This window comes from Bacillus cereus group sp. MYBK195-1, from assembly GCF_051916605.1.
Classification (GTDB): Bacteria; Bacillota; Bacilli; order Bacillales; family Bacillaceae_G; genus Bacillus_A; species Bacillus_A cereus.
Window position 1 is genome coordinate 715,961 of record NZ_JBQAGZ010000001.1, and the last position, 17,400, is coordinate 733,360.

Below are 17,400 nucleotides of genomic sequence, written 5' to 3' on the forward strand. Positions count from 1 at the left end.
ACATGTAAAATTATTCTGCCTCTGGTGCTCTAACAACAGACTCGAATTTACCTTTATGCGAAGCGTCGCAATAAGGCATATTTTTTGATAAACCACAACGGCATAAAGAAAATGCCGGTTTTGCTGGGAATGCATTCCCTTGTGAGTCGACTAATTCCACGTCCCCTGTAACGCGAAAAGAGCCATTATCATTTACTTTAATTTGTACTTTTGCCAACGTTATCCCTCCTTCCCAAACGCTTAATTTCATCATATAATCAAGGGAAGTGCTTGGCAATATAAAGTGAAACTTTAATTAGTGGGGGAGGCATCCCCCACTAATTATTAGTTGACCAATCGGGCTTTTAGGGGCAGTTAATCTCCCACCTAACTTCTTTGTTTCAGCCGAATTTTGAGGTGGGAGTTTTACTACCCGCAAATAGCGGGGAAAAAAGAGCACTTTGTTTGAGAAAGAAGAGAGTGTTATAATAGTTTTCATAACTGACTAGAGTAAGGTGACGAGAGATGGATAAACAATTACATACATTACGAAACATTGCAAATGAGCGCACGTGGGCATCATTTTTGAATGATAATCATCCATATAGTTTGTTACATTGGTCCATTGCAGGTGTAGGGCAAGAGGCAAAGGATGTTTGGTTACTGCAAGATGAAGTAACATTTCAAACGACAGAATTCCCAACGTTAGATGATGCAATGCAATGGATTTCTGAAAATATGGAACAAGTTACAGACGTTTTAGCGCAATAAAAAACAGGCTTATGCAAGCCTGTTTTTTGTTTCTTTCACATATGTGTTTAAAAATTGATCGACGGCTGCTTCGTACTCTTCTTTATTTTCGTTATAAGAGCAAGCGTGTGCACCGTGTTCTGCAATATAAAGTTGCTTATTATTTTCTTTCGCTTCATATAATGCTTTTGTCATATCAGCTAAAATATAGTCGTCATCTTTACTATGAATAAAGAGAACGGGATTGTTAATGTTTTTTATACAATCGATTGGTGAAACTTCACGAATTGTATAACCGTCACGAACTTTCAAAAATGCGTTTGCTAAAGGTAATAAAGGCCATTTTGGTAAATGGAATTCAACCTTTAAACGGTGCTGTAATTGTCCGTGAAAATCAGAGAAAGGACAATCTGCAATATAGAAATCAGCACCATCTTCTACAAATCCTGCGTATTGAAGAAGTGTTGCAGCTCCCATAGATTCACCATGAATACCAAGTGTAATATTGGTGCCAAAACGGTTTTTTAGCCAGTCAACTACGGATTTTAAATCATGTTTTTCATAGTATCCATAGCTTGTTGTTTTTCCGCCAGTTTTACCATGACGACGATGATCGTAAATGAGGACGTTATATCCCCTTTTTAAGAATAAGTTTGCATATTTTACAGAGTTTATTTTATTTACAGTTACACCGTGGCAAAAAACCATAAACTTATTGGTGGAATGACCAGCAGGAATGTAATATCCGTGAAGGTCGTATCCAAATTGTGAAGGGATATGAATTTCTTCTTTATGAAGAGCATCAAAATCCTCTATACGAAAATGTTTTTTCGTTTCTCTTTCGAGTACTTCTTCCTCTGTTTTTTTCTTTAAGTACATCACTTTATTTGTAAAGAAAATCCCAAGCGCAGTTATTGCACCTAGTATAGTAAACAATGCTGCAAAAAAACGTTTCATACTTTACCTCATCCTCCAAATACCGTTACATGTGATACACTTATATTGTATCACAATGATATAAAAGGGGAGAAATAGGAAATGCTGCATATACAAAAAATTACGCCAGCGATGAAAGAAACAATCCGAATGTTCATGTGTGAGAATTGGGGAAGTTCATTGATGGTTTCACGTGGTAAGGGACATCAGTTAGAAGAGTTGCCAGGATTTGTTGCGCTCTCAGATGACAGAATAATCGGAATTATAACGTATGAAGTGACCGGAAATATGTGCGAAATTGTATCGCTAGATAGCTTTGAAGAAAGAAAAGGAATAGGGACGAAACTTGTGGATTGTGTATTACAAGTTGCAGAAGAAGAACGGTGCAGACAGGTTTGGCTTATTACAACTAATGATAATATGAATGCGTTACGATTTTACCAAAAACGTAATTTTGTAATGACTAATTTATATTTGAATGCGGTAGAGGAGGCACGAAAAATAAAGAAAGAAATTCCACGTATTGGATATGATAATATCCCAATTTTACATGAAATTCAGTTGGAGTATCGTTTAGTGAAGTGATGTAACAATTTTCAGAAATGTGAGTTATTAATCTTGACGGATAGTGTAATTTAGGTTACCGTAAAATTGTAATCTATTACCATATTAAGGGGTGACGATGTGGCAACTATACGTGATGTTGCAAAATTGGCAGGTGTTTCAGTCGCAACCGTTTCACGAGTTATTAATGAAAAAGGATACGTTCATGAGGACACAGTAAAACAAGTAAAGGAAGCAATTGAAGAATTACGTTATAGGCCAAACAGTGCAGCGAAGCCACTATTTAAAGAGAATTCAACGATAATTGCATTACTTGTAGATAATTTATGTAACCAATCAAACATCACTTTGCTACATTGTATTGAGGAAATAGCATATAAAGAAGGTTATCAAATCATTATTTGTAATATAGAGAATAAAGATAGATACATACATATGCTGAAGCAAAATAACATTGCAGGTGTTATTTTGACAAGAGCAGTTTTTAAAAGTGTAGGAGAAATTCCATTTCCGTTTGTTGTGATTGATGAGCAACAATTACATGGAAATTATTATGAAAGTGGACAGAGAGCTGTTTCTTTATTAAAAGAGAAAGGGTGTCACTTTCTTGCATATTTCGGTGAGGGAGAAGAAAGTGAAGAAATGGAAGATCATATAGCAGGGTTTTTAGACGCTGTTTGGGATGAAGGAATCTCTTATCGAGAAGAATGTGTACAAGGGTATACAAATAAACAATTTATTACATTATTGCAAAACAATCCATATATAGATGGAATTGTAGCCTCAAGTGATCAGATTGCTATTGAGTTAATTCGGTCAGCGAGATTTCTAAATATACATATACCAGATAAATTAAAAATTGTTGGACCGAATGGGAGCATAGAGTGTGAATGGATAGGTTCATCACTACCGACAATTGAAAGCTGTGTCAAAGATAACGGAAAAGTAGCTTTTCAACAATTAAAAGGAAAAATGAAAAAGTAAAAGGTGCGTTTTATACGCACCTTTTTATAATGTAATTGCGGCAATAAAGCCAAATATAAGTAACGGTATATTGTAATGTAGAAAAGTGGGTACACATGTATCCCATATATGATGGTGCTGACCATCAGCATTTAAACCGGATGTTGGTCCAAGGGTACTATCCGATGCTGGAGATCCTGCGTCACCTAGCGCTCCGGCTGTACCGATAATAGCAATTGTGGCCATTGGACTAAATCCAAGCTGAATGCAAAGAGGTACAAAAATGGTTGTTAAGATAGGGATGGTTGAAAAGGATGAACCAATTCCCATCGTAACGAGAAGTCCAATAACGAGCATAAGAAATGCAGCGAGTGGTTTGTTATTTCCAATTATATGTGCACTCGTTTGCACTAGAGATTCAACATGTCCTGTTTTTCGAAGAACAGCGCCGAATCCGGCGGCAGCAATCATAACAAAGCCAATAAAGGACATCATACGCATTCCGCTTGTTAATATCGCATCTGCTTCTTTAAGTGGTAGACTGCCACTAACTGATAAGACGATAATACCTGCTAAAGCACCGAAAATCATTGATTCTGTTGTTAATTGAACAGTTAATGTAGCAATGATAGATAATAACCCGAAAGTAATACTACGTTTTGTATAGGGAACGATTTCATTTTCGGTAGTATGAATTTGTTCTGTTTCATACGTACGAGGTTTTCGGTACGTAATGAATACTGCTACACATAATCCAATAATCATACCGATTGCTGGAATAGTCATTGCTTTTGGAATAAGTGTGACATCAAATGTAAGGCCGCTTTGCGCAGCGTTGGTTTGCAATACGTCATGATAAATTTTTCCGAACCCTGCAGGGATCCACATATAAGGAGTAATCAATCCAAATGTAATAATACATGTGACAAGTCTGCGATCCACTTTCAGCTCATTTAATACTTTTAAAAGTGCTGGAATTAAGATGGGGATGAAAGCAATGTGAACAGGAATCACATTTTGCGAGAAACAAGCCATCGTTAAGATAATGAATAAAATAAGTATTTTAGAATAAACTTGTTTTTTCGTGTCTTGTTCATTGCCAATCCATTTTAATGCAGTTTGAATCATAGCATCTGGAAGTCCTGTTTTGGAAAGGGAAATAGCGAAACCACCAAGCATTGCATAACTTAAAGCGATTGGAGCACTGTTTCCAAGACCAGTTGTAAAAGTGTTAATCGTTTCTGAAATACCGAGTCCGCCGATAATTCCGCCTGTTAAAGCTCCAACAATGATGGCGACAATGACCTGGACACGTAACAAACTAAGCAATAGCATAATTGCTACTGCGACGAGTACAGCGTTCATAATAAATGTAATCTCCCTAAATTTTTATTCTGTTAAGACAAGTAAATATGAAACATTTTGCTATGTTTATACATACTTGCGACATATTATTATAAAATGTTTTCTATGAAATGTAAAAGAGCCTTTTGTTACTAATGCTGAAAAGCTAGCTCTTGTTTAATTGATTGCAAAGAATTAGCGAATAATTCTGGTTCTTCTAAATCAGGAGAATGTGCTGAATTTGGGAACCAAATCATCTTTTTTATAGGCGCTTCAATAATATCGCAATATTCCTGAACGAGTGCATAAGGAGTTTGATAATCATAGCGACCAGAACAAAAATAAACTGGAATAGATAAACTTGAGATAGAAGAAAAGAAATCGATTGTCAGCATTTCTTCCCATAAAACGCCAGATTTTAAATTTCCTGCGAGAAACTTGAACCAATCTAATAGCGTATACTCAGGAGAAAAGAAACCTTTTCGTATGAAAGAAAAGGAAGATCCGTTTTGGATTGCGCCTCCAAATGTGCCAAGCCACTTTCTTTGAATAATGAGACGTCTCGTATCTAAAAATGGTGGTTTGCCTAATTTTAAAAGGGAAGCTAATGCCTTTTTATGATCATGTTTTTTTGCAGAATGAATTAAATGTTGATATAGCAATTCTTCATTTTGTTTCATATGTACAATTTGCCCAATACCGATGTAAGCCTCGATATACTTTGGATATTGATGTGCTATGTTAAGCCCAATAATACTTCCCCAAGAATGACCAGCGAGAAATAGTTTTTGTTTGTTGAACCTTTTAAGTACATATTGAATCACTTCTTTTGCATCGGAAACGAATTGTTCGATTGTGAAATTTGCTCCGAAATCTTTCATTGAAAAGGATTTACCAGCCCCGCGCTGATCCCAATTAATAACAATAAATTGCTTCTCTAATTCTTTTTGAAAATGGCGAATAAATCCGATTTGTGCCATCCCAGGTCCGCCGTGACAGCATAATAAAATAGGTTGCTCTACGTTTTGTCCACGCATAAGGAGAGTTTGTTTTCGATTATTAATCATAACGCTTTCTATCGTAGCGATACTATTAGGAATGAGTTGTTTGTTTTCATTATAGAACTGAGGGGTGTAGCTACGAAAAAGCATATTGAAAACCTCCTTTTGTGAAATCGTATGAATCGCACAGGCTATTCATTTTGCATATACTGTTAGAAAATCATTGTAACATACCATACTAGTGTCATTTCAACACGGGAGGAGGGAAATTGTGACGATTGGAGAAATTATAGATGGTTTAAATAGACGTGAATCCATCGCTATTATAGCAAAACGTCTTGAAATAAGCCCGTATACATTATCGAAGAAATTAAGATTGATTGGATACGAATATGATGGAGAGCAGAAGAAACGTATTTTTGTAGGAGATGGAGAAGAACCACGTCACTTACAACTCCAAGAAGCGACCGCCCTTCAATATGAGAAAACAGATTATCAATTATTAATTTATGAGCAACTACAAAGTATTTATGAGTTATTAAGAAAAAGAGAAGAAGTAATTGCACCAATTGTGAGTAAAAGTACAGAGAAAAAGAGACGAACTTTTTCTATTAATACAGAAATATTAGCAAGATTGGACCTTATATCAGAATCGAAAGGAATTCAAAAATCTAAACTTGTAGAAGAAGCGTTGCAACAATTTTTACAGCAATATGAAGTTGACAAAACATCACATTTTGATAACTAAAGAAAAGGATACTATGTTCATTGGAAGAACGAGTATCCTTTTTATGATGTATATTACGTATAAAATAGAGGATCAGTACAAATCCTTTATGGTGTGAAAAATGAAATTTATTATTAGAGAAACACTTAATTTACTTTTTGAATTCTTCCATCAATAACTGGCTGAATTGGTTCTTTTAATTGTTTTACGTAATCGACTAACGCTTCAAAGTCGTTTGGACCAGTTTCTGCATTTGTACCATTTTTAAATGATACAAATCCGTCACCGCCAGAAGTTAAGAAGGCATTTGCAACTACGCTATACGTTGTAGATGGAGATAATTCTTCTCCGTTTGTTAAACGTATATTTGTAATTTTTTCACCGTTTGGTTTATTTGCATCCCACGTATATTGAATACCTGAAATTTGAAGCATTCTTGTTGTTCCTTTTTGCCATTGCTGATTTAAAATATCGCGAATGTCTTGACCTGTTAAATCTACTTTAATCAATTGATTTCCAAAAGGTTGAATGCCGTATAACTCACCCCACGTAATATCACCAGCATCTAAGTCATTACGAATGCCACCAGGATTCATGAGGGCAATTTGAGTTTGCATCGTTTGACGCTGAGCATCGGCAACTAAATTTCCAAGAGTGGACTCACCAGCATCATTTTGTTTACGGTCGATAGGTGCTGTAGATTTTCCGACCACTTCATTTACAAGTGGTGCGATTTTTTCTTTATATTGATCTAGTTTTTTCTTTACTTGTTTATCAGGTTCTACACCTTCATGATACGTTGTAACAACTTCAGCTTTTTTCTTTACAATATCCTTTGTTTTACGATCAATTGTTACATCCACGTCTGAGAAAGCCGTTCCGTATGAATTTGCTTGGACAATTAGTTTATTATTTACTGTACCATTTACATACGTATGACTATGTCCACCGAAAATAACATCAACTTCTGGGTCTGTTTCATTTGCAATTCGAGTAAGATCGCCATTTGTTACCCCAGACTCATCGGTTGTTCCACCGACATGAGCAAGAACGACGATAGATTTAACGCCGAGGCGTTTTAATTGTTGTGTTGATTTATTAATTGCTTCTACTTCATCAGTAATTTGTACATTTTTAAGCATCGTAGGCATAACGACATTTGGTGTATCAGTTGTAACAACCCCAATGAATCCTACAGGAACACCATCTACCATTTTTACAGTAAACGGTGGTAAAAATAAGCGGCCAGTTGATTTATTGTAGAAGTTAGCAGCTACATAGGGGAAGTTAGCTCCTTTGAAATTTCCTGTTTTTTCATGATATCCACCGTAAATGAGGCGTTGCATTTCATCAATACCTTCATCAAATTCATGGTTTCCGATTGTACCAACATCAAATTTTAAGTCATTTAAAAATTCAATTGTCGGTTCATCTTGTAATAATGCTGAAACTGGTGGACTAGCTCCGACGATATCACCAGCATGTACGAGAAGTGTATTAGGGTTTTGTTTTTTACGTTCTTTTAAATAAGTAGCTAAGTAATCAGCGCCACCAGCTTCTTTATTATTGATTTTTTTAACAGTATCTAGTTGTCCATGGAAATCATTAATACCAAGCATTTGTACGTCTATGTAGTGGTTTTGTTCAGCTGGATTCTGAGATGGGGGAGCGGCAAATACGCTTGAAAAAGTAATGGTGCTTAAAACAGCAACGGCAGGAATAATTTTTTTCCACATAATATAATTCTCCTTTTTTTATAATCTGACATCATACGACATAATTTTAATAGATTCATAGGATTATAGCTACACAAAAATTTAGTCTTTTCGAAAAATTAACATATTTACAAAAAGTGAATAATAGAGTAAAGACCCTTTTTTATTGTCGATTTCATCGTGTATCTACTATAATGGAGAAAAAAGTAAAAGGTGAGTAGCATGAAGAAAAAGAAACAAAGACAAATACAAAGACAAAGACAATCACAAGTGAATCAACCAAAGAAAGAAACACTTACATTAGGCGATCAATTAAATGATTCACTCATGCAACAATTAAAGAGTAAGAAGAAAGAGTTGCAAGTGAGGGAAGAGGAAAAAGAGGCAGCTGAACTGGAAAGAAAGCGCCAAGAACAAAAAGAACGTGAAAAGAATAAATCATTTGAAGAACTGCTAAGTGAAAGTAACCTTACTTGGAAAGACTTTAAATAATAAAAAATGATCAGTGAAATACCACTGATCATTTTTTGACGAGCTTGTAAGAAAAGGGGAGTTAGAATGAGAAAAATTGTCGTTGTTCCACATGAAAACCATTGGAGTGAAAAATTTCAAATGGAGGCTAAAAGATTAAAATCAGCGATGCCAGAAACGGTAAAAATTCATCATATTGGAAGTACGTCAGTTCCTGGACTGGCAGCTAAACCTATTATTGATATGATCATGGAAGTAGAAAATATCGAAAGAGTAGATGGGTGGAATGAACGATTTATAGAGCTTGGTTACATCGTAAAAGGGGAAAATGGTATTTCAAGACGCCGATATTATATTCATGGAACTGAAGAAAAACGTTCGTATCATTTACACGTGTTTGAAAAAGGAAATCCAGAGATAGTAAGGCATTTAGCATTTCGTGATTATATGATGGCTCATTGTGAAGAAGCAGAGGCATATGCAACCTTAAAGAAAGAATTAGCCGAAAAGTATACATATGATGGCGCGTTATATACGGAAGGAAAAAATGAGTTTGTGCGCAATGTGGATGAAAAAGCGAAAGAATGGAGAAAAAATAACGTGAATGAATGAATTCACGTTATTTTTTAGCTATATAAAAGTGTTATGTAAACTGTACGTATGTTTTGACTTTTGGGATGAATCTTGTTGAAATAAAGTTGTGGCTTATAAAAATGTAACAATGAAAGGGAGACGACTGTGCATATTCCAACAACTACACTTCATAATGGCGTGAAAATGCCGATGATTGGTCTAGGCGTATATAAAGCGAAAGAAGGAGACGAAGTAAAACAAGCAGTAAAAACAGCGTTAGAAGTTGGATACCGTTCGATTGATACAGCAACTGTATATGAAAATGAAAGCGGTGTCGGAGAGGCGATACGTGAATCAGGAATTTCAAGAGAAGATCTATTTATTACAACAAAAGTATGGAACGACGATCAAGGATATGAGGAGACACTCGAGGCATTTGAAAAGAGTTTGAAAAAATTACAAATGGACTATGTAGATTTATATTTAATACATTGGCCGGTAAGAGGGAAGTATGTTGATACGTACCGAGCTTTGGAGAAATTGTATGAAGAAGGTAAAGTGCGCGCGATTGGTGTTTCTAATTTTCATAAACATCATTTAGAACTATTATTACCAAATTGCAAAGTGAAGCCGATGGTAAACCAAGTGGAACTTCATCCGATGTTGACGCAATTTGAGTTGCGCAATTATTGTCAAGATGAGCAAATTCAAATGGAAGCATGGAGTCCGTTAATGAGGGGCGGAGAAGTATTCCAGCATCCAATCATTCAGGCTATTGCTAACAAATATGAAAAAACACCTGCACAAGTTATATTAAGGTGGGATATTCAAAGCGGGATTGTTACAATTCCTAAATCTGTTACACCATCTCGTATTAAAGAAAACTTTACTATTTTTGATTTTGCACTAACTGAAGAAGAGATACGTCAAATTAACACGTTGAATCGTGATTTACATGTAGGAACGAATCCTGATAAATATGATACGTTATAAAAAAGACTGTCTCCTAATACTGGAGACAATCTTCTATTTATCGGTAATTCGATATTTTTAACGATGCAAAGCATATGTGTCATATTTAACAATCTTTTGAAGTTGTATATATTCTTCTTTCGTTAAAGGTAACTGTTGGCTAGCTCGTATATTTTCCTGTAATTGTTGAAGCGAGCTTGCACCAGGTATAACAGCTGCAACAGTCTTATTATGTAAGCAATATTGAATAGCTGTTCCTGTTAAAGAGCGTTCTCCAATCGTTTCTTTTACACTCGCTAGAGTTGTATGTAATTCATCGTAAGAATAAGAGAGATAATCCTTTTCCTTTACTCTTTCTATTTTTCTTGCATTGTTGTCAGTTAAAATTCCTTTTGCAAGTGGCCCGCGGGCAATGACGCTAATTTGGTGTTCATTCAGAAGGGGGAACCATTCTTCTGGACGACGATTTAAAAGGCTATATTCCATTAGTACACTAACGATGTTTGAGCGTTTTGCATACTCACGAACGACATTTGGGCGTATAGAAGAAATACCGTAATGGCGAATAATACCTTCCTTTTTCAATTCTTCAAAAGCTTCAATTGTTTCATCTATTGGATCTTCAATCGTTCCGCCATGAAGTTGGTAAAGGTCAATATAATCAGTTTGAAGTCTACGTAAACTTTCCTTTACTTCAGTCTTTATGTAAGCTTTAGAAGGATCCCAAGACCAGCCATTTTTTTCTTCTGTCCAACGATTTCCAACCTTCGTTGTAAGTACAATTTGGTCTCTTCTTCCCTTCAAGGCTTTTCCAACAAATTCTTCATTTAATCCGTAATCATATAAATCTGCTGTATCAAAAAAATTAATTCCTAAATCGATCGCTTCATCGATAATATGCATAGCTTCTGTTTCAGATGTACCGAGAGACATACAGCCAAGGCCCATTTCTGTAACAAACAAATCTGAGTTTCCTAATTGACGTTTTTTCATAGGTCAACCTCCTTACCTTTATTGTACGAGAGGGAAAAGAGGTTGACAAACGTTTACTTTTCGCTGCGCATTAACTGCCCGTAAAAGCATGATTAATGTTTCACTTTATTTGCTGTAATCCACTCTTGTACAGTTGTATACTCTTTGCTATATTGCTTTAGCTTATGGCGAATTTGCCATGCTTTTCCGACTAAAGTGACGCGATTTGGTAAAATATAAACTTTCATTTCTATCACGCTCCTTTCAATGTGGTAAAATGTATGAGGAAAGAATAGGAAATAGAACAGGGAGATGAAGTAGTGTGAGTAATCTTGCAGAGAGAACAGTAAAAACTGAGCCGATTTTTGATGGTAGAGTTATAAAAGTTCGTGTTGATGATGTAGTATTACCAAATGGAGCAATGAGTAAACGTGAAATTGTAAATCACCCTGGTGCAGTTGCTATTATTGCTATTACTGATGAGGGGAAAATTGTGCTTGTTGAGCAGTATCGTAAAGCACTTGAAAAGGCGATTATAGAAATTCCGGCTGGCAAGTTAGAACCTGGTGAAAAACCTGAGGTAACAGCAGTTCGTGAATTAGAAGAGGAAACAGGATATGTATGTGAAAATATGGAGCTCATTACTTCTTTCTATACATCTCCAGGATTCGCAGATGAAATTTTATATGTATATAAAGCGACAGGTTTGACAAAAAAAGAAAATAAAGCTGAGTTAGATGAAGATGAGTTTGTGGAATTAATGGAAGTATCGTTAGAAGAAGCGATTACTCTTATGAAAGATCTTCGTATTCATGATGCGAAGACGATGTTTGCAGTACAATATTTACAACTAGAAAAATAAACACTCGCCAAAGGCGAGTGTTTTTTAATTGATTTTTGCATATACACGTGCATCACGTAAGCTACCATCTGGTGCTAGGAAATCATTTTCCATTGTACCTTCTAGAATGAATTCTAGACGTTCTGCTAAGCTACATGCATTTATATTTGTTGCATCAGTACGAATTTCAATTCTTCTAGCGCCTAGTTTATCAAAGGCGAACTGAATTGCACCTTTAACAGCTTCGGTCATATAGCCTTGTTTTGTATAGGCACTATGTAGCCAGAAGTGAAGTGAAAACTTTGGAATATCCCAGTTTTCAGGCTTTAGTGTAATTGCTCCGATGAATGTACCAGATACTTTATCGTATAAGTGAAAATCAAGTGTTTCACGAAGTAAAAACTGTCCGTGAGCTTCGCGAACAATTTCTTCAGCACTCTCTTCTGTTTCAGCGTTAATTGGTATCCACGGTACTAAGTCTTCTAGAGAAGCTTGGATTGCTTCATATACTTCTGCACCATCACCTGGAAATGGTTTACGAACTTGCAAGCGTTCAGTTTGAAATAATGTTGGAAAATCTAATAATAATGGTTTCAAGAGAAATCCCTCCTATTCTCTACTTTTTAGTTTAGCAAAGTAGAGCGGAATTTCAATGTTAATTCGTCATACTTTTTTCTTTCTTTCATACATTTTTAATAAGAGTGTGAACGGAGGGAAGAAAAATGTGGCGAAAAAATTGGCAAGACCGTGTAATGTCTCACATACAGGAAAACTCTTCATTATATATATTTAACGCCGTTTTATTATTGATGGGAGTAATATTCGGAGCCATTCTGGTGAATAGTTTACAAATCAATCAAAAACAAGATTTATCATTTTATTTACAACGTTTTTTTGGACAAGTCTCTAAAGGAGAATTTGCTATTGCGGGCGAAATGTTTCGAGAAAGTTACTTTTCGCAATTAAAATACATCGGGTTTATTTGGATTTTAGGGATTTCAATTATTGGATTACCACTTATTTTTATTTTATTATTTGTAAAAGGAGTTGTCGTTGGATTTACAGTTGGTTTTTTAGTAAGTCAGCATGGATGGAATGGACTATTATTAGCATTTGTATCTGTTTTGCCACAAAATTTAATTATCATTCCAGTCTTTCTCGTTATGACAACTATTGCTGCAAGTTTTTCTTTACGGATGATTAGGCATCAATTTATTAGAAAAATAACCGAGCCACTATTACCATTATTAATCCGTTATACATGCTTCTTTCTTGTAATTGGAGTAGTGTTAGCACTTGCTTCTAGTGTGGAGGCTTACGCATCACCAGTTTTAATGAAAGAAGTCGTTGAGGCTATTAATAAAAAATAAATACTTTTTGAGAATAATTATCAATTTGTTTTTATTGTTTTTTCTTTTGACAGAAGCCCTTCTTCTGATATAATGGTGTAAGAGTGGCGAGGAGGGAGTAGTACCGAATGGAAGAAAGAATTGAACGAATTAAGAAGCAATTACATGCAGCGAGCTACAAATTAACACCGCAACGTGAAGCAACAGTTCGTGTGCTGCTAGAAAATGAAGAAGATCATTTAAGCGCAGAAGATGTTTACCTCCTTGTAAAAGAAAAGTCGCCAGAGATCGGATTAGCAACCGTCTATCGAACTTTAGAACTATTATCTGAGTTAAAAGTTGTCGATAAGATTAACTTCGGAGACGGTGTTTCACGCTATGACTTACGCCAAGAAGGTGCGCAGCGTTTCCACCATCATTTGATTTGTACACAATGTGGTGCTGTACAAGAAATACAAGAAGATTTACTTGGTGAAGTGGAAAGGAAAGTAGAACGAGACTGGAGCTTTAAGGTGAAAGATCATCGTTTAACATTCCATGGGATTTGTAAAAATTGTCAAGAAAATGAAACGGATGAAAAATAACCTTTTCCTATTTATCTAGGAAGAGGTTTTTTATTTGAATAAGGTATAAATTGGTGAAAGCTTGGCATATGTTGTAATAACTTATATTTTGGAGGAATTTACAATGCGCCGAGCTTTAAAATTAACTTTTGATGGAATAAAAGTATTTTTATTATTTACAAGTTGTACGATTTTGTTTTATTTCGCTATACTATGGATAAATGAAGAATATGAAAGCTATCATCGTTATGAAAAACCTAAAGAAGAGACTGTAGAAAAAGTATCAGGGAATGAAGAACCGGCAAAGGATGCTTTCGTAAATAGAATGATGTTTTTCTATGAAAATGGGGAGTAGTGTAGAGTGGAAGATCAATTAAAAGATTTTATTCATTATATGGTTGTCGAAAAAGGATTAGCAAAGAATACAGTAGTATCTTATGAACGGGATTTAAAAAGCTACGTAAAGTATTTGCAAAATGTGGAACAGACGAAAACTTTTCATGAAGTGACCCGTTTACACATTGTTAACTTTTTGCAGTATTTAAAAGAGAACGGAAAATCTTCGAAAACATTGGCGCGTCATATCGCATCAATTCGTTCGTTCCACCAATTTTTACTTCGTGAACGAGCGGTAGAACACGACCCATCCGTACATATTGAAACGCCACAAGGGGAACGGAAATTACCAAAAGTATTATCAGTTGATGAAGTAGAGGCGTTACTTCAAACACCAAAAATGACAAGTGCTTTTGGGATTCGTGATAAGGCGATGCTAGAGTTACTGTATGCGACAGGACTTCGTGTTTCAGAATTGATTGCACTCAATTTAGAAGATGTACATTTAACAATGGGATTTGTTCGTTGCATAGGGAAAGGGAATAAAGAAAGAATTATTCCACTAGGAAGTTTAGCAACGGAAGCGATTCAAAAGTATATTGAAAAAGGAAGAAGAGAATTAATGGGGAAAAAAGTAGTAGATGCACTCTTTTTAAACCATCATGGTAATCGATTATCAAGACAAGGATTTTGGAAAATATTAAAACGATTAGCGAAAGAAGCAAATATTGAAAAAGAGCTTACACCTCATACGTTGCGTCATTCGTTTGCTACGCACTTATTAGAAAATGGAGCAGATTTACGTGCTGTACAAGAAATGCTTGGACATGCAGATATTTCAACGACGCAAATCTATACGCACGTTTCAAAAACTAGATTAAAAGATGTATATAAACAGTTTCATCCGAGAGCATAGTTACTATGCTCTTTTTTTCATAGATTAAGAGGGGAAGAGCGTTTCACAGAAACTTCACAAACATTTCGTATATTGTTTTCAGCAGAAGACTGGAATATTACAATGTATTTCCTCTATACTAAATAAAGTATAAAGGAGGAAATGATGATGAAAAAACTGATTATAACTTTATTTATCGCGATGCTAGCGTTGGCTGGCTGTAATACAAACAAAGAAGAACCGAAAAAAGAACAGAAACTTGAAGCTGTAAAAGTAGCAGTACAAACAAATCCGAAAGAAATTAAACCAGGTGAAAAAACAGAAGTACAAGCACTTGTTACACAAGGGAAAGAAAAAGTAACGGATGCCGATGATGTAAAGTTTGAAATTTGGAAAGATGGCGACGAAAAACACGAGATGTTAGATGGTAAGCATAAAGGAAAAGGTGTTTATGCAGTAGAGAAAACATTCGAAACGGATGGAGTATACCATATTATCGCTCACACAAATGCACGTGAAATGCACGTTATGCCAGAAGTAAAAGTTGCTGTAGGAAATGCGAAAGTAGAAGATGCAAAAAAAGAAAATAGTGATCACAGTGCAGGACATGGAGATCATAAAAGTGACACAATGATCCATCTTATGGCTGGAGACATAAAGGCAAATGCTGAATCTACAATGAAAGTTCATTTAAAACAAAAAGAAGAAGCCCTAACTGGTGCTGAAGTACAACTAGAGATTTGGAAAGATGGTGTTGAAAAACACGAATTTATTCCAGCAAAAGAAGGGAATAAAGGAGAGTATGAAACAAAACATACTTTCAAAGAGAACGGTGCTTACAAAGTGAAAGTACATGTAAGAAAAGGCGAATTGCATGAACATAAAGAAGAAACAATAGAAGTAAAATAAAAAGTAGCTCTTTAGAGCTACTTTTTATTTTTAATATGAAGAAATAAATCATAAAAAAATTAGCACTTCGTTGCAGAATGGATTACAATAGAAGTGTGAAGAAAATGAGAAATTCTACGAAAATGTATTAAAAAGAAAGCGTAAACATGTTATGATATCAGTATCAGATGTCTGACATCTGACTTAGAAAAAACTAGAAATGTTTTTGAATCGTTTCAAGTAAACGAAATAGGTTAGAAAATGATTTAAAGAAGTACTGTTTGACAATGAGAATTCTTTTGGATAACAGTTTCACTTTATAGCGTTTTGAACATACTACAAGAAGTAGAACTGAACTTATAGGAGGTCGCAGTTATGAATAAATATAAACGTATATTCCTAGTCGTAATGGACTCTGTGGGAATCGGTGAAGCACCAGATGCTGAGCAATTTGGTGATTTAGGATCTGACACAATTGGTCACATTGCTGAACATATGAATGGGTTACAAATGCCTAACATGGTGAAATTAGGTCTTGGTAACATTCGAGAAATGAAAGGTATCTCTAAAGTAGAGAAACCACTTGGATATTACACAAAAATGCAAGAGAAATCTACTGGTAAAGATACAATGACAGGTCACTGGGAAATCATGGGCCTTTACATTGATACACCATTCCAAGTGTTCCCGGAAGGATTCCCGAAAGAATTACTTGATGAATTAGAAGAAAAAACAGGCCGTAAAATTATCGGTAATAAGCCAGCTTCAGGAACTGAGATTCTTGATGAACTTGGTCAAGAGCAAATGGAAACAGGCTCTTTAATCGTTTATACTTCTGCTGATAGCGTATTACAAATTGCAGCACACGAAGAAGTAGTGCCACTTGATGAGTTATATAAAATCTGTAAAATTGCACGTGAATTAACATTAGATGAGAAATACATGGTAGGTCGTGTTATTGCTCGTCCATTCGTTGGTGAACCTGGAAACTTTACACGTACACCAAACCGTCATGACTATGCACTAAAACCATTCGGCCGTACAGTAATGAATGAATTAAAAGATAGTGACTACGATGTAATTGCTATTGGTAAAATCTCTGATATTTATGATGGCGAAGGGGTAACGGAATCACTTCGTACGAAGTCTAACATGGATGGAATGGATAAGCTTGTAGATACATTAAATATGGACTTTACAGGTCTTAGCTTCTTAAACTTAGTTGACTTTGATGCATTATTCGGCCACCGCCGTGATCCACAAGGATACGGAGAAGCTCTGCAAGAATATGATGCACGTCTTCCAGAAGTATTCGCAAAACTAAAAGAAGATGATTTATTACTAATTACAGCAGACCACGGTAATGATCCAATTCATCCTGGTACTGACCATACACGTGAATATGTACCATTATTAGCATATAGCCCAAGCATGAAAGAAGGCGGACAAGAGTTACCACTTCGTCAAACATTTGCTGATATTGGTGCAACAGTAGCAGAAAACTTCGGTGTGAAAATGCCAGAATACGGAACAAGCTTCTTAAACGAGCTAAAGAAATAGG

22 protein-coding genes are annotated in these 17,400 nt (G+C 35.5%); 14 read left to right on the plus strand and 8 right to left on the minus strand.

Translation table 11 applies throughout. The annotated features are described in order from the left end of the window. Positions 1-10 precede the first annotated feature (10 nt). Positions 11-217: a CDGSH iron-sulfur domain-containing protein gene (locus tag ACTFRY_RS03920; RefSeq protein WP_001151579.1), complete on the minus strand. Its 207-nt coding sequence runs from the start codon at positions 215-217 to the stop codon at positions 11-13. Between the two features lie 287 nt (positions 218-504). Between ACTFRY_RS03920 and ACTFRY_RS03925 the strand changes: the two genes are divergently transcribed. Further along, complete coding sequence (locus tag ACTFRY_RS03925; protein WP_000360793.1) at positions 505-750, plus strand: DUF2552 family protein; 246 nt, start codon at positions 505-507, stop codon at positions 748-750. 9 nt (positions 751-759) lie between these two features. Here the strand turns inward: ACTFRY_RS03925 and ACTFRY_RS03930 are convergent, their stop codons facing one another. Next, complete coding sequence (locus ACTFRY_RS03930) at positions 760-1,686, minus strand: alpha/beta hydrolase (RefSeq protein WP_016118590.1); 927 nt, start codon at positions 1,684-1,686, stop codon at positions 760-762. 81 nt (positions 1,687-1,767) lie between these two features. Between ACTFRY_RS03930 and ACTFRY_RS03935 the strand changes: the two genes are divergently transcribed. After that, entirely contained in the window at positions 1,768-2,250 is a 483-nt protein-coding gene (locus tag ACTFRY_RS03935) for a GNAT family N-acetyltransferase (protein WP_000902436.1), read from the plus strand. A gap of 99 nt (positions 2,251-2,349) precedes the next feature. After that, positions 2,350-3,213: a LacI family DNA-binding transcriptional regulator gene (locus ACTFRY_RS03940; RefSeq protein ID WP_000201344.1), complete on the plus strand. Its 864-nt coding sequence runs from the start codon at positions 2,350-2,352 to the stop codon at positions 3,211-3,213. 24 nt (positions 3,214-3,237) lie between these two features. Here the strand turns inward: ACTFRY_RS03940 and ACTFRY_RS03945 are convergent, their stop codons facing one another. Both ACTFRY_RS03945 and ACTFRY_RS03950 read right to left on the minus strand, forming a co-directional pair. Further along, positions 3,238-4,557: a Na+/H+ antiporter family protein gene (locus tag ACTFRY_RS03945; protein ID WP_000994810.1), complete on the minus strand. Its 1,320-nt coding sequence runs from the start codon at positions 4,555-4,557 to the stop codon at positions 3,238-3,240. Between the two features lie 131 nt (positions 4,558-4,688). Continuing rightward, a complete protein-coding gene (locus ACTFRY_RS03950) occupies positions 4,689-5,687 on the minus strand; it encodes an alpha/beta fold hydrolase (RefSeq protein WP_000898973.1) in 999 nt (332 codons plus the stop codon). Between the two features lie 121 nt (positions 5,688-5,808). On the opposite strand from ACTFRY_RS03950, the gene ACTFRY_RS03955 reads away from it, so the two are divergent. Then, positions 5,809-6,285, plus strand: a complete 477-nt coding sequence (locus ACTFRY_RS03955) for a ribbon-helix-helix domain-containing protein (protein WP_000151931.1) — start codon at positions 5,809-5,811, stop codon at positions 6,283-6,285. A gap of 125 nt (positions 6,286-6,410) precedes the next feature. Here ACTFRY_RS03955 and ACTFRY_RS03960 read toward each other — a convergent pair whose 3' ends face one another. Beyond that, positions 6,411-8,000: a bifunctional metallophosphatase/5'-nucleotidase gene (locus ACTFRY_RS03960; protein ID WP_061663473.1), complete on the minus strand. Its 1,590-nt coding sequence runs from the start codon at positions 7,998-8,000 to the stop codon at positions 6,411-6,413. Positions 8,001-8,201: 201 nt separating this feature from the next. Between ACTFRY_RS03960 and ACTFRY_RS03965 the strand changes: the two genes are divergently transcribed. From ACTFRY_RS03965 to ACTFRY_RS03975, 3 genes are all read left to right on the plus strand, one after another. Further along, entirely contained in the window at positions 8,202-8,471 is a 270-nt protein-coding gene (locus ACTFRY_RS03965) for a YqkE family protein (protein WP_016118586.1), read from the plus strand. Positions 8,472-8,537: 66 nt separating this feature from the next. Beyond that, positions 8,538-9,062, plus strand: coding sequence for a GrpB family protein (locus tag ACTFRY_RS03970; RefSeq protein WP_016118585.1), 525 nt, complete (start codon positions 8,538-8,540; stop codon positions 9,060-9,062). A gap of 126 nt (positions 9,063-9,188) precedes the next feature. After that, on the plus strand, positions 9,189-10,016 hold the full coding sequence (locus ACTFRY_RS03975; RefSeq protein ID WP_061663474.1) for an aldo/keto reductase: 828 nt from the start codon (positions 9,189-9,191) through the stop codon (positions 10,014-10,016). Between the two features lie 57 nt (positions 10,017-10,073). Here ACTFRY_RS03975 and ACTFRY_RS03980 read toward each other — a convergent pair whose 3' ends face one another. Both ACTFRY_RS03980 and mciZ read right to left on the minus strand, forming a co-directional pair. Then, positions 10,074-10,988 (minus strand): aldo/keto reductase, encoded by a 915-nt coding sequence (locus ACTFRY_RS03980; RefSeq protein ID WP_000747213.1) that lies wholly within the window; start codon positions 10,986-10,988, stop codon positions 10,074-10,076. Between the two features lie 92 nt (positions 10,989-11,080). Continuing rightward, a complete protein-coding gene (mciZ, locus tag ACTFRY_RS03985) occupies positions 11,081-11,215 on the minus strand; it encodes a Z-ring formation inhibitor MciZ (protein WP_000870302.1) in 135 nt (44 codons plus the stop codon). A 74-nt stretch (positions 11,216-11,289) separates the two neighbouring features. Between mciZ and ACTFRY_RS03990 the strand changes: the two genes are divergently transcribed. Next, the gene (locus ACTFRY_RS03990) at positions 11,290-11,829 is read left to right on the plus strand and encodes an NUDIX domain-containing protein (RefSeq protein WP_098616200.1); all 540 of its coding nucleotides are present in this window, start codon (positions 11,290-11,292) and stop codon (positions 11,827-11,829) included. Between the two features lie 24 nt (positions 11,830-11,853). Here ACTFRY_RS03990 and ACTFRY_RS03995 read toward each other — a convergent pair whose 3' ends face one another. After that, positions 11,854-12,405: a GNAT family N-acetyltransferase gene (locus ACTFRY_RS03995; protein WP_000803479.1), complete on the minus strand. Its 552-nt coding sequence runs from the start codon at positions 12,403-12,405 to the stop codon at positions 11,854-11,856. A 155-nt stretch (positions 12,406-12,560) separates the two neighbouring features. Between ACTFRY_RS03995 and spoIIM the strand changes: the two genes are divergently transcribed. The 6 genes from spoIIM (at position 12,561) to deoB (ending at position 17,399) form a co-directional block, all read left to right on the plus strand. Beyond that, the gene (gene spoIIM / locus ACTFRY_RS04000; RefSeq protein WP_013142149.1) at positions 12,561-13,178 is read left to right on the plus strand and encodes a stage II sporulation protein M; all 618 of its coding nucleotides are present in this window, start codon (positions 12,561-12,563) and stop codon (positions 13,176-13,178) included. A 107-nt stretch (positions 13,179-13,285) separates the two neighbouring features. After that, positions 13,286-13,741 carry a ferric iron uptake transcriptional regulator gene (fur, locus tag ACTFRY_RS04005; RefSeq protein WP_000392657.1) on the plus strand — a complete coding sequence of 152 codons (456 nt, stop codon included), beginning with the start codon at positions 13,286-13,288 and terminating at the stop codon, positions 13,739-13,741. Positions 13,742-13,844: 103 nt separating this feature from the next. Then, positions 13,845-14,075: a YqzK family protein gene (locus ACTFRY_RS04010; RefSeq protein WP_001250432.1), complete on the plus strand. Its 231-nt coding sequence runs from the start codon at positions 13,845-13,847 to the stop codon at positions 14,073-14,075. A gap of 6 nt (positions 14,076-14,081) precedes the next feature. Next, positions 14,082-14,972, plus strand: coding sequence for a site-specific tyrosine recombinase XerD (xerD, locus tag ACTFRY_RS04015; protein ID WP_000390088.1), 891 nt, complete (start codon positions 14,082-14,084; stop codon positions 14,970-14,972). A gap of 147 nt (positions 14,973-15,119) precedes the next feature. Further along, positions 15,120-15,860 (plus strand): FixH family protein, encoded by a 741-nt coding sequence (locus ACTFRY_RS04020; RefSeq protein ID WP_000733456.1) that lies wholly within the window; start codon positions 15,120-15,122, stop codon positions 15,858-15,860. A 354-nt stretch (positions 15,861-16,214) separates the two neighbouring features. After that, a complete protein-coding gene (gene deoB / locus ACTFRY_RS04025; RefSeq protein ID WP_001046079.1) occupies positions 16,215-17,399 on the plus strand; it encodes a phosphopentomutase in 1,185 nt (394 codons plus the stop codon). The last annotated feature ends 1 nt before the right edge of the window (position 17,400 follow it).

What these genes read in the sequence shown, in the direction of transcription:
- ACTFRY_RS03935 (WP_000902436.1), top strand. Translation starts at nt 1,768, where the DNA reads ATGCTGCATATACAAAAAATTACGCCAGCGATGAAAGAAACAATCCGA.
- fur (WP_000392657.1), top strand. Translation starts at nt 13,286, where the DNA reads ATGGAAGAAAGAATTGAACGAATTAAGAAGCAATTACATGCAGCGAGC.
- ACTFRY_RS04020 (WP_000733456.1), top strand. Translation starts at nt 15,120, where the DNA reads ATGAAAAAACTGATTATAACTTTATTTATCGCGATGCTAGCGTTGGCT.
- ACTFRY_RS03960 (WP_061663473.1), bottom strand. Translation starts at nt 8,000, where the DNA reads ATGTGGAAAAAAATTATTCCTGCCGTTGCTGTTTTAAGCACCATTACT.
- ACTFRY_RS03925 (WP_000360793.1), top strand. Translation starts at nt 505, where the DNA reads ATGGATAAACAATTACATACATTACGAAACATTGCAAATGAGCGCACG.
- spoIIM (WP_013142149.1), top strand. Translation starts at nt 12,561, where the DNA reads ATGTCTCACATACAGGAAAACTCTTCATTATATATATTTAACGCCGTT.
- ACTFRY_RS03965 (WP_016118586.1), top strand. Translation starts at nt 8,202, where the DNA reads ATGAAGAAAAAGAAACAAAGACAAATACAAAGACAAAGACAATCACAA.
- deoB (WP_001046079.1), top strand. Translation starts at nt 16,215, where the DNA reads ATGAATAAATATAAACGTATATTCCTAGTCGTAATGGACTCTGTGGGA.
- ACTFRY_RS03980 (WP_000747213.1), bottom strand. Translation starts at nt 10,988, where the DNA reads ATGAAAAAACGTCAATTAGGAAACTCAGATTTGTTTGTTACAGAAATG.
- ACTFRY_RS03970 (WP_016118585.1), top strand. Translation starts at nt 8,538, where the DNA reads ATGAGAAAAATTGTCGTTGTTCCACATGAAAACCATTGGAGTGAAAAA.
- ACTFRY_RS03930 (WP_016118590.1), bottom strand. Translation starts at nt 1,686, where the DNA reads ATGAAACGTTTTTTTGCAGCATTGTTTACTATACTAGGTGCAATAACT.
- mciZ (WP_000870302.1), bottom strand. Translation starts at nt 11,215, where the DNA reads ATGAAAGTTTATATTTTACCAAATCGCGTCACTTTAGTCGGAAAAGCA.
- ACTFRY_RS03945 (WP_000994810.1), bottom strand. Translation starts at nt 4,557, where the DNA reads ATGAACGCTGTACTCGTCGCAGTAGCAATTATGCTATTGCTTAGTTTG.
- ACTFRY_RS04010 (WP_001250432.1), top strand. Translation starts at nt 13,845, where the DNA reads ATGCGCCGAGCTTTAAAATTAACTTTTGATGGAATAAAAGTATTTTTA.
- ACTFRY_RS03950 (WP_000898973.1), bottom strand. Translation starts at nt 5,687, where the DNA reads ATGCTTTTTCGTAGCTACACCCCTCAGTTCTATAATGAAAACAAACAA.